Origin of the sequence: Nocardioides insulae DSM 17944, assembly GCF_000422825.1 — a bacterium.
Taxonomy (GTDB): Bacteria; Actinomycetota; Actinomycetes; order Propionibacteriales; family Nocardioidaceae; genus Nocardioides; species Nocardioides insulae.
In genome coordinates, this window is sequence record NZ_KE383928.1 from 418,454 (window position 1) to 429,158 (window position 10,705).

Annotated in this window: 10 protein-coding genes; 5 read left to right on the forward strand and 5 right to left on the reverse strand. The window is 69.5% G+C overall.

Annotated elements, in window-relative coordinates:
* Positions 1-39 precede the first annotated feature (39 nt).
* Positions 40-729 carry a demethylmenaquinone methyltransferase gene (locus tag G515_RS0112160; RefSeq protein ID WP_028660349.1) on the forward strand — a complete coding sequence of 230 codons (690 nt, stop codon included), beginning with the start codon at positions 40-42 and terminating at the stop codon, positions 727-729.
* 32 nt (positions 730-761) lie between these two features.
* Here G515_RS0112160 and G515_RS21165 read toward each other — a convergent pair whose 3' ends face one another.
* The 5 genes from G515_RS21165 to G515_RS0112185 form a co-directional block, all read right to left on the reverse strand.
* Positions 762-1,574, reverse strand: a complete 813-nt coding sequence (locus G515_RS21165) for an enoyl-CoA hydratase/isomerase family protein (RefSeq protein ID WP_084653510.1) — start codon at positions 1,572-1,574, stop codon at positions 762-764.
* Positions 1,571-3,151: an AMP-binding protein gene (locus tag G515_RS21170; RefSeq protein WP_051218329.1), complete on the reverse strand. Its 1,581-nt coding sequence runs from the start codon at positions 3,149-3,151 to the stop codon at positions 1,571-1,573. The genes G515_RS21165 and G515_RS21170 overlap by 4 nt, the downstream gene beginning before the upstream one ends.
* 61 nt (positions 3,152-3,212) lie before the next feature.
* A complete protein-coding gene (locus G515_RS0112175) occupies positions 3,213-4,607 on the reverse strand; it encodes a phosphotransferase (protein WP_028660350.1) in 1,395 nt (464 codons plus the stop codon).
* 54 nt (positions 4,608-4,661) lie between these two features.
* Positions 4,662-5,942, reverse strand: a complete 1,281-nt coding sequence (locus G515_RS0112180) for a type 2 periplasmic-binding domain-containing protein (RefSeq protein WP_028660351.1) — start codon at positions 5,940-5,942, stop codon at positions 4,662-4,664.
* Between the two features lie 2 nt (positions 5,943-5,944).
* The gene (locus tag G515_RS0112185) at positions 5,945-7,237 is read right to left on the reverse strand and encodes an acyl-CoA dehydrogenase family protein (RefSeq protein WP_028660352.1); all 1,293 of its coding nucleotides are present in this window, start codon (positions 7,235-7,237) and stop codon (positions 5,945-5,947) included.
* A gap of 454 nt (positions 7,238-7,691) precedes the next feature.
* On the opposite strand from G515_RS0112185, the gene G515_RS0112190 reads away from it, so the two are divergent.
* The 4 genes from G515_RS0112190 to G515_RS0112205 are packed head-to-tail and all read left to right on the forward strand — an operon-like array spanning position 7,692 to position 10,669.
* The gene (locus G515_RS0112190) at positions 7,692-8,051 is read left to right on the forward strand and encodes an NADH-quinone oxidoreductase subunit A (RefSeq protein WP_028660353.1); all 360 of its coding nucleotides are present in this window, start codon (positions 7,692-7,694) and stop codon (positions 8,049-8,051) included.
* 16 nt (positions 8,052-8,067) lie between these two features.
* Positions 8,068-8,622, forward strand: coding sequence for a NuoB/complex I 20 kDa subunit family protein (locus G515_RS0112195; protein WP_028660354.1), 555 nt, complete (start codon positions 8,068-8,070; stop codon positions 8,620-8,622).
* Complete coding sequence (locus tag G515_RS0112200) at positions 8,619-9,320, forward strand: NADH-quinone oxidoreductase subunit C (RefSeq protein WP_028660355.1); 702 nt, start codon at positions 8,619-8,621, stop codon at positions 9,318-9,320. The genes G515_RS0112195 and G515_RS0112200 overlap by 4 nt, the downstream gene beginning before the upstream one ends.
* Complete coding sequence (locus G515_RS0112205) at positions 9,317-10,669, forward strand: NADH-quinone oxidoreductase subunit D (RefSeq protein ID WP_028660356.1); 1,353 nt, start codon at positions 9,317-9,319, stop codon at positions 10,667-10,669. Before G515_RS0112200 ends, G515_RS0112205 begins: the two co-directional genes overlap by 4 nt.
* Positions 10,670-10,705 lie beyond the last annotated feature (36 nt).

Genomic DNA, 10,705 nt, shown 5'->3' on the forward strand with positions numbered 1-10,705 from the left:
TTGCCGGCCCCCCGGTGGGCGGCGGCTAGGCTGACCGCCGTGGCTCGCGCGGAACTCGACAAGCAGCCCGGTGAGGTGCGTCGCATGTTCGACGCGGTCGCCCGGCGTTACGACCTCACCAACGACGTCCTCTCCCTCGGTCAGGACCGACGCTGGCGCCGCGACGTGATCGAGGCCGTGGACCCCCAGCCCGGCGAGATCGTCCTCGACCTCGCTGCCGGTACCGGCACCTCGACGCAGCCCTTCGCGGACGCCGGCGCCACGGTGGTGCCGTGCGACTTCTCCCTCGGGATGCTCCAGGTGGGCAAGTCGGCGCGGCCGGAGCTTCCGTTCACCGCCGGCGACGGCACCAAGCTGCCCTTCGCCGACAGCACCTTCGACGCGGCGACCATCTCCTTCGGGCTGCGCAACATCGTCGACCCGGGCCGGGGGCTCGCCGAGCTCCACCGGGTCACCAAGCCCGGGGGCCGGCTGGTGGTGTGCGAGTTCAGCCATCCCACCTGGAAGCCGTTCCGGGTCGCCTACCTGGAGTACCTCATGAAGGCGCTGCCCCCGATGGCGCGCGCGGTCTCCTCGTCCCCGGACGCCTACGTCTACCTCGCCGAGTCGATCCGCGCCTGGCCCGACCAGGAGGGGCTGGCCCGGCTGATCCGGGACGCCGGGTGGCAGCGCCCCCAGTGGCGCAACCTGACCGGCGGCATCGTCGCCCTGCACCGCGCCACCGCCTGAGTCCGGAGGGTCACGGTCCGACCGCAGTCGGCTCAGCCGGGCGTGCTCGCCTGCGCCTCCGGCGTCGCTGAACCCAGCCCGGCGAATCGGGGTTCGCGACGTTCGAGGAACGCCGTCACCCCTTCGTGGTGATCCGCCGAGGCGAAGCAGGCGCGCAGCGCCTCGTCGTGCCGCTGCAGGTGGTCCTCGGGATCGACCAGGCCGCGGTACACCAACCGCTTGGTCTGCTGGAGCGCGAACGGCGAGAACCGGGACATCGCGACGGCCAGTTCCGCGGCCCGTCCGACGGGGTCGGCGGTCACCTCGGCGACGTACCCGTGCGTCTTGGCCTCCTCGGCGCCCAGCCGGCGTCCGGAGTACATCAGCTCCAGAGCCGTCGGGAGCCCGACGATCGAGGGCAGGACCAGGGAGCTCACCCCCATGTCGGGCACCAGGCCGCGCTGCCCGAAGTTCCAGGAGAACCACGCCTCCGGGGAGGCGACCCGGACATCGGCCTGACAGGTGAGCTCGACCCCCATCCCCACCGCGGGTCCGTCGACGGCCGCCACCACCGGCTTCGGCAGGTCGACCAGGCGCCAGCGGGCGATCGACTCCTCGCGGGCCGCGCCGCCCCGGTCCCCGGTACCCCGGCCGGCGAGATCGGCGAGGTCTATCCCCGCGCAGAAGGACCCGCCGCTGCCGGTGATCACCAGGGCGCGCACCTCCGCGGACCTCGCGGCCACACCGAGGTGGTGCTCCAGCGCGGCGAGGTCCTCGAACCGCAGCGCGTTGCGCTTCTCCGGCCGGCGGATGGTGAGGACGGCGACCCCGTCCTCGCGCACGTCCATGGTCACTTCATCGCTCATCGGGCACCCATTCCTGTCTCCGCTCCGGTGTTGTGCTCGGCCACGTGCTGATAGGTCTCGCGCAGATCCCGCTTGAGCACCTTCCCGGTGGGGTTGCGCGGCAGGGCGTCGACGAACCGGACGTACTTCGGCTTCTTGTACGACGCCAGGTTCGCCTTCACGAACGCGATCACGTCGGTCTCGGTCAGCTCCGCGCCCGGACGCGGCACCACCACGGCGCACACCGATTCCCCCCAGATCTCCTCGGGTATGCCGACGACCGCGGCCTCCACGATGTCCGGATGCTCGGCGAGGACGTCCTCGACCTCCCGGCTGTACACGTTCAGCCCTCCGGTCAGGATCATGTCCTTCTTGCGGTCCACGACGTAGAGCAGCCCCTGGTCGGTCATCCGCCCGAGGTCGCCGGTGCGCAGCCAGCCGTCGACGAAGGCCTCGCGGGTGGCCGACTCGTTGCGCCAGTACCCCAGCATGGCCTGGTCGGCGCGGACCAGGATCTCGCCGACCGTGCCGTTCGGCACGGACTCCCCGTCCTGGTCGCCGATCCGGACCCCCGCGAACGGGGCCGCCAGTCCGGCCGCCGAGAGCAGGTCCGGATCCTCGAGGCCGCGAAGGTGCCAGTCGTGGTTCATCCAGGCGACGTTGCCGGCCAGTTCGGTCATGCCGAACGCCTGGACGAAGCTGGCGTTGGCGAAGCGCGCCATCGAGCGGCGCAGCAGATCGGGGGAGATGCTGGACGCACCGTAGGCGATGTGGGTGAGGCTGCTGACGTCGTACCCGTCGAGCTCCGGGCGGCTCAGGATCAGCCCGAGCATCGCCGGGGCGATCGAGGAGTGGGTGATCCGCAGATCCTGGATCGTGCGCAGGTACTCCTCGGCCTCGAAGGCCCGCATGAGGACGACGGTCGACTTGTTCGCGAAGTGGGTCGTGACCGCGTACGCCGCGATGTGGCACAGCGGGAAGGGATTGATGAAGCGCCCGAAGGGCTCCGAGGGCGCCCCGCTCAGGGAGTTGGCGACCGCGGCCAGCAGGTTCGCGTGGCTGAGCATCGCGCCCTTGGGGCGGCCCGTGGTGCCCGAGGTGTAGACGAGCCACGCCAGGTCGTCCGGTGCTACGTCGGGGGCGGCCGAGGTGCCCTGGCCGGCGTCGAGGAGTTCTTGGTAGGTCATCGCCCCGGCCGACTTCTCGGACGGGCCGTCCAGCGCGATGACCGTGCGCAGGTCGGGGAGGTCCGGGAGCAGGTCGCTCACCAGCGCCTCGAACTCCGCGGAGACCGCGATCGCAGTGGCCCCCGAGTCCGCCAGGATGTAGCGGATCTCCCGCGGGCTGAGGCGATGGTTGACGAAGACGCACCCCATCCCGGCGGTGGGTACGCCGTACTGGAGTTCGATCACTTCGTGCCGATTGTGCGCGAGGACGGCGATCCGGTCCCCGGCCGCGGCGATCCCCGCGAGCCCGGCGGCCGCCCGGCGTACCCGCTCGGCGAGCTGGCTGTAGCTCAGGGTCGTCTCACCGGAGATGATCGCGGGGTGGTCGGGATGGCGCAGGGCGGTGTTCTCGATGACGTGTCCCAGGAGCATGGGAGTTCCTCCCCGTGAGTCGTGACCGGACGACACGCGGCCGCAGGCCGGCCGGTCGGTTCTACGCCGTGACCCGGGTGGGCTGGGCGTTCTGCAGGTACTTCGGGTTCGACACTTCGAGGCGGAGCCGGGCGGCGGTCTTGAGCACGGCCACGAGTTCGCTGACCCCGGGCGTCTCGGCGGAGGTGTCCGCGAGGTTCCGGACCCGCTCGGCGAAGGCGGACTCGTCGGCCAGGCCGAGCCGGGCCAACTGGTCGGCGTACCACCGGGTGGCCACCGGCCCCCACTCCTGTTCGCGGCGGAGCAGGCTGACCACGTTCTTGGCGACGCGGAGCTTGAAGTCGTTGCGGGGGACCTCCGCGGTCGGATCGAGGAACCGTTCCAGCCCCTGCAGTAGATCGGCGGAGCTGGGCTGGGTGTAGAGGCCAGCGGCCCGGCCGGTCCGGCCCGGCGCGCTCGACGGGTCCGGCATCGGGGCGGCGGTCACCTCCGGGTAGAGGAGTTCGAGCAGGTCGTGCTCCTGCTCGGCGGTTCGTCTGCCGATCGCCAGGAGTTCGAGCTCGTTGGTGTGACCCGGCACCGAACGTCGCAGCTGGGTGAGGCAGCCGATGCCCCAGGTCGCCGTGGCCTTCGCCTCCCACCAGGTGAGCTGCTCCTCGCTGGGCCGAAAACCGGTCCGGTCCGCGTAGGCGTCCAGGAACTCCGCGGCATCGCCCACCCCCGCCACCCGGCCCGGTCCACCGAAGCGCCAGGCCCGCATGCAGATGTAGCCGAGGTCCTCGATCGGGTCGCCCACGTGCGGGATCTCCCAGTCGAGGATCGCGGCGAGACCGGACTCGTCGACCATCAGGTTGCCGAGGCGGAAGTCACCGTGCACGAGCGTACGTCGGGGAGCCGGCTCGGGACGGCGCCGGTCGAGTTCCCTCAGGCCGAGCAACAACGCGGGCCGATCCACCCCGAGGGCGGCGTACTTGTCGCGCAGACTGGCCACGGCGTCCTCCAACAGGGGGAGGGGAAGCCCCTCGGGACTCACCCCGTGCACGGTCCCGATCGCGTCGCCGAGCTGCCGCGGGAGCCTCGCCCTGGCGGCGTCGAAGCGCTCGTCGCGCAGGATCTTGCGCGCGATCGTCTCGCCCTCGACGAACCCGAGGATGAGGTACGGCGTGCCGAGCACGGCCGGGTCCGAGGAGTGGTCGAGGACGCTCGGGCAGGGGGCGCCGGCGGCGTGAGCCGCGATCAGCGTGAGCGCTTCCCGGGTGTTGGCGTCCGGGGCGGGGTCGCTGGGGTGGTCCCGGCGCAGCACGAAGCGGCTCCATTCGCCCCCGGCGTCGGTGGCGACCCGCCACATCTGGCGACTCGCACCCCCCGTCAGCATCTCCATGCCGGTGACGCTCGCCCCGGAGTGGCCGAGCGACCTGATGCGGGCCTGCAGTGCTGCCTCGAGCTCGCTGCTCATGGGTCTCCTTCGTGAGGAGGCCGCCCCCGACCATGGGGGCGGCCTCCAGCCGGATCAGCTGGGACGGTGCTTGCTGACGACCTCTGCGTAGAGCCGGTCGACGAACGGCTTGGCGTCGAAGGTCTCCGGGTCGAACCAGTCCTCCATCTCGGTGAGACTGCCGCCGTCCTCGTAGCCGAGTTCCGAGACGATGCCCTGCCACTTCTCGATGGTCTCGGCCAGTTCGGTGTCGATGTCCTCGCCCAGGAGGCCGCCGTCGACGGCCTTGGCCATCGCATCCTCCCGGTTGGTCTCGATGGTCTCGAGGACGTCATCCCCGAAGGGCGCCACCTCGCCACCGGCCGCTCGCGCCTGCTTCACCGCGTTCATGTTGTCGGTGGGCACCCGGACCAGTCCCTCGTAGTGGGAGACCTGCCAGGCATCGAAGATGATCTGCTGGTACGCCGTTGGCAGGGACTGGTACTTCGAGCCGGCGAGCATCGCACCGAAGTTCCGGGGCAGCGCCATCCCGCCGGTGTACTGCAGGTTCGGAGCGATGTCGAAATAGCCGGCCTCCAGCGCGGCGCTCATCACGATCATGGTGCAGTCGATCGTCTTGCGCTGCAGTGCCTCGTAGGTCTCGACGTACTCCAGGGAGACCGGGGTTCCGCCCATCGCAGAGACCAGATCGGAGTGGACCGTGCTGCCGATCCGGACCTGTCGGCCCTTCCAATCGGGCAGGCTGTTGCCCGGCTCGTTGCACAACGAGAAGTACGCGCCCGGGGGATTGACGGGAACCAGCGGCACGAGTCCCTCGGCCTCGAAGTCCCCCATGATCTCCTCGGAGTTCCACGCGGTCTCGGTCAGCGCCGCGATGGCCACCAGCTCGCCGGCCATCGGTGATTCCGGCAGCGAGCTGGTGATCGAGGTCAGCGCGTCGAACCCGTCGAACAGGTCCGGGTCATAGATCGGGTTGGTGTAGGAGATGTCCACCCGACCATCGACCAGGGCGTCGTACACCTCGTCGTACCCGGCGATGGGGTGGCCGTACAGGACCTCCACGTCGATCTGGCCGCCGGATCGACGCTCCACCTCCTCGGCGAAGGCGATGTTCGAGGTGGCGATCTCGGAGTTGGGTGAGGCGGCCGAGGCCTGGAAGACGATCTCGACCGGGTCGAGACCCTCGATCGCGGCGTCGACCTCCTCTTGGCTCGCGCCGTAGGCGAACCCGTCTCCCGAGTCACCTGCGCTCGCGTCGTCCCCGCCCACCGAACCGGCGCAGCCGGCAAGCGCCAGGACCGAGGCCAGGGCGGTGCCGGCAGTGGTCAGCCGGGCACGCAGCGACGATGTGGCCACGGTCAGCCCTGCTGGGTGGCGTAACGGTCGGTGTTGACGCCCTTGGGTGCCTTCTGCGACATGAATCCGAACATGTAGCCGGCGACGCGCCGCATCTGGATCTCGTCGGAGCCCTCGGTGATCCGGTAGCGGCGGTGGTGACGGTAGATGTGCTCGAACGGCTTCTTCCGGGAGTAGCCGAGGCCACCGTGGACCTGCATCGCCTGGTCGGCGGCGTCGCACGCGAGCCGGTTGCCCTGGTAGTTGGCGATCGAGATCCGGTCGGAGACGGTGAACGCGCCGTCCTGGTCCATCAGCCAGGCGGTCTCGCGGATGAACGAGCGGAGCATCGCGGCGCGCGCCTGCAGGTCGACCAGCGGGAACTGGATCGCCTGGTTGCTGGACAGCGGCTTGCCGAACGGCTTGCGCTCCTTGGCGTACTGGACCGACTGGTCGATGCAGTACTGCGCGGCGCCGAGGCTCGAGGCGGCCTGCCGGATCCGGTTCTCGTTGAAGAAGTGCTGGACGATCTGCAGGCCGCGGCCGAACTCGCCGAAGATCTGGGACTCGTCGACCTCGACGTTCTGGAACCGGACGTGGGCGTGGTCGGTGGGCATGTTGAAGGTCCACACGTACTCCGCGATGTCGACCCCGGGCGCGTCTAGGGGGACGAGGAAGGCGGTGATGCCCTCGGCGTCGCCGGGCTCACCGTGGGTGCGGGCGAACACGATGTCGCGCGAGGCCTTGTGCACCCCGGAGTTCCACATCTTCTCGCCGTTGATGACCCAGCCGTTGTCGGTCTTGGTCGCGGTGGTCTCCATGTGGGTGGCGTCGGAGCCGTGGTCCGGCTCGGTGATCCCGAAGGCGAAGCCGGCCTGGCCGGCCCCCATCTTCTCCTTCCACTCGGCGATCTGCGCGTCGGAGCCGTAGTTGGTGAGCAGCATCAAGCCGACGTTGTTGCCGATGATCATGTGCTCGTTCTGCAGGTCGCAGTGCAGGCCGAGCCCCTTGGCCGCGAAGTTGTCGCGGATGACCGCCATGTCGAGGTTGCTCAGCCCGCGCCCGCCGAGGTGCTTGGGCAGTTGGGCCCGGTAGTAGCCGGCCGCATCCGCACGGCGCTTCGCCTCGGCGAGGAGTGCTTCCCAGTCCTCGCTCGGCACGCCGCCGTTGTCCCAATCGGTCCGGGCGAACTCGCGCCGGTGGTCGAAGAACCGGATGTTGTCATCGGCGTTCTCCAACGGCTTGATCTCGCGCTCGATGAACTCGTCGAGTTCGTCGAGCAGATCCTGGAGAGCTTCGGGGATACGGAAGTCCAAGACGATTCCCTTCGGGAGGCGGGGCCGGACGGCGCCGCTGGCGCTGCGGGGTGGGCCGAGGCGGTGCTGCCCGGGCCCGGGGACTGTCGATCCGTCCATCACGTGGTCGAACCGGGTGTCGACCCGATCGCAGTTTTCACTACTGATCGAACGATCGATACGCGACCCTAGGGTGGCGCGCGTCACCCCGTCAACGCCTCCGCCCACGCGGAGGCTCGAGTCGCGAACGGGGTAGGCCCCGTCCGTCGGTCGACTCCACTCGCACCTCGGGTGGCTCGGATGCCGGCGCGGCCAGTCGGCGCAAGTGAAACGCGTTCTCACGACTTGGTCACGGAATCGCGAAGAGTGCGTGACAGGGGCGTGCTCGAGTGGCATGGTGAGCCACATCACCCCGATTGTGATCTGATTCACAAGTTCACATTTCGGGGTCCTGCCGTCTGAGAGGAGGAGCCCGATGGAGCTCTACATCCCGATCCTGGCGCTGCTGGCGCTGGCCGCGGGGTTCGCGATCTTCTCGGTCGTGGTCAGTGCTGTCGTCGGGCCCAAGCGCTACAACAAGGTGCGCATCGACGCCTACGAGTGCGGTGTCGAGGCGACCCCCCAGGCGATCGACGGTGGCCGCTTCCCGGTGAAGTACTACACGGTCGCGATGACCTTCATCATCTTCGACGTCGAGATCATGTTCCTGGTCCCGTGGGCGGTCTACATCGACGAGCTCGCCTGGTTCGGACTGGTCGCGGTCCTCCTCTTCTTGTTCAACATCACCCTCGCCTACGTCTACGAGTGGCGTCGCGGCGGACTCGACTGGGACTGAGGACAAAGGGAGACCGATGGGTATCGAGGAGAAACTGCCGAGCGGGGTCCTGCTCAGCACCGTCGAGGGCCTCGCCGGCTACATGCGCAAGGCGTCGTTCTGGCCGGCCACCTTCGGCCTGGCCTGCTGTGCCATCGAGATGATGACCAGCGGCGGGCCGAAGTACGACCTGGCCCGATTCGGCATGGAGGTGTTCCGCGCCAGCCCGAGGCAGGCCGACCTGATGATCGTCGCCGGCCGGGTGAGCCAGAAGATGGCTCCGGTCCTGCGCCAGATCTACGACCAGATGCCGAACCCCAAGTGGGTGCTGGCGATGGGCGTGTGTGCCAGCTCCGGCGGCATGTTCAACAACTACGCGATCGTCCAGGGGGTCGACCACGTCGTCCCGGTCGACATGTACCTCCCCGGATGCCCGCCGCGGCCGGAGATGCTGATCGACGCGATCACCAAGCTCCACGAGCAGGTGCAGGCGACCAAGTTCGGCGTACGCCGCGAGGCCGAGGTCGAGGCGCTGGAGAACGCCGCCCTCGCGGCCCCGCCCACCCACGAGATGCGGGGGCTGCTGCGATGACCGAGCCGGAGCGGGCGACCGAGGGCGAGGACCGCACCCCCGCCAGTGCCACCGTGGGCACCGGCGAGGGAGCCGGGCCGGCGCGGGGCATGTTCGGGGTCAGCGGCAGCGGCGACACCAGCGGGTACGGCGGCCTGGTCCGCAGCCTCGTCCGCCCCGGCGCCGAGGAGCGCCCGTACGGCGGCTGGGTCGATGCCGCGGCCGACGCGCTGGTCGAGGTCGTGGGCGCCGAGCCGGGGGTGGTGATCCATCGCGGGGAGGTGACCTTCCACGTCCACCGCGAGCACCTGGTCGAGGTCGCCCGGCAGCTCCGCGACGACCCGCGGCTGAGGTTCGAGTTCTGTGGCGGGGTCAGCGGGGTGCACTACCCCGATGAGGCCGGCGCCGAGCTGCACGCCGTCTATCACCTGCTGTCGATGACCCACAACCGGCGCATCCGGATCGAGGTCAGTGCCCCGGACGTCGACCCGCATCTGCCCAGCCTGGTCGGGGTCTACCCCACCCTGGACTGGCACGAGCGGGAGACCTACGACATGTACGGCCTGGTCTTCGACGGGCATCCCGGGCTGGCCCGGATCCTCATGCCCGATGACTGGCCGGGTCATCCCCAGCGCAAGGACTACCCCCTGGGCGGCATCCCCGTGGAGTACAAGGGAGCAACGGTGCCGCCGCCCGACGAGCGGAGGGCCTACCAGTGACCACCGAGACGCACCCCGGCACCGATTTCACCGAGGCCGGCTTCGACACCAGCGAGGGCCGGGTCTTCACCGTCAGCGGCCAGGACTGGGACACCCTGACCGAGGAGCTCTCCGACCACGCGGACGAGCGGATCGTGGTCAACATGGGTCCCCAGCACCCCTCGACGCACGGTGTGCTGCGGCTGATCCTCGAGCTCGAGGGCGAGACGGTCACCGAGGCACGCTGCGGCATCGGCTACCTCCACACCGGCATCGAGAAGAACCTCGAATACCGCACCTGGACCCAGGGCACCACGTTCGTGACCCGGATGGACTACCTCGCGCCGCTGTTCAACGAGGCGACGTACTGCTTCGGGGTCGAGCGCCTGCTCGACATCGAGGACGACATCCCCGAGAAGGCGCAGGTCCTGCGGGTCCTGCTGATGGAGCTCAACCGGATCTCCTCCCATCTGGTCTGCCTGGCCACCGGCGGGATGGAACTGGGGGCCCTCACCGTGATGACCTGCGGGTTCCGCGAGCGCGAGCTCGTGCTCGACCTGTTCGAGCTCATCACCGGCCTGCGGATGAACCACGCCTACGTCCGCCCCGGCGGAGTGGCCCAGGACCTCCCCGACGGCGCCCTGGAGGAGATCCGCGACTTCATCACCCTGATGAAGAAGCGCCTGCCCGAGTACGCCGCGCTGTGCAACGCCAACCCGATCTTCAAGGGGCGGCTCGTGGGGGTCGGTCACCTGGACCTCGAAGGCTGCCTCGCGCTGGGGCTCTCCGGCCCGGTGCTGCGCAGCACCGGCTACCCGTGGGATCTGCGCAAGACCCAGCCCTACTGCGGGTACGAGGACTACGACTTCGACGTGATCACCTGGGACACCTGCGACGCCTACGGCCGCTTCCGGATCCGGCTCGCCGAGATGTGGGAGAGCCTGCGGATCGTGGAGCAGGCAACCGACCGGCTGGCCGGGCTGGTGGGCGCGCCGGTGATGGTCGCCGACAAGAAGATCGCCTGGCCCGCCCAGCTGGCCGTGGGCAGCGACGGACTGGGCAACTCCCTGGATCACATCCGGCACATCATGGGCGAGTCGATGGAGGCCCTGATCCACCACTTCAAGCTGGTCACCGAGGGCTTCCGGGTGCCGGCCGGCCAGGCCTACGCCGCCATCGAGGGCCCCCGCGGCGAACTCGGCGCGCACGTCGTCTCAGACGGCGGCACCCGCCCGTTCCGGGTGCACTTCCGCGATCCCTCCTTCACCAACCTCCAGGCCACCAGCGTGATGAGCGAGGGCGGCATGATCGCCGACGTGATCGTCGCGATCGCCTCCATCGACCCCGTGATGGGAGGCGTGGACCGATGAACCTCCCACGACCCGTGACGAGCGGGGATCGAGTCG

Excerpts from the sequence above, each read along its gene's own strand:
- G515_RS21165 (WP_084653510.1), bottom strand. The coding sequence starts at position 1,574 with ATGAGCGATGAAGTGACCATGGACGTGCGCGAGGACGGGGTCGCCGTC.
- G515_RS21170 (WP_051218329.1), bottom strand. The coding sequence starts at position 3,151 with ATGCTCCTGGGACACGTCATCGAGAACACCGCCCTGCGCCATCCCGAC.
- G515_RS0112175 (WP_028660350.1), bottom strand. The coding sequence starts at position 4,607 with ATGAGCAGCGAGCTCGAGGCAGCACTGCAGGCCCGCATCAGGTCGCTC.
- G515_RS0112190 (WP_028660353.1), top strand. The coding sequence starts at position 7,692 with ATGGAGCTCTACATCCCGATCCTGGCGCTGCTGGCGCTGGCCGCGGGG.
- G515_RS0112195 (WP_028660354.1), top strand. The coding sequence starts at position 8,068 with ATGGGTATCGAGGAGAAACTGCCGAGCGGGGTCCTGCTCAGCACCGTC.
- G515_RS0112200 (WP_028660355.1), top strand. The coding sequence starts at position 8,619 with ATGACCGAGCCGGAGCGGGCGACCGAGGGCGAGGACCGCACCCCCGCC.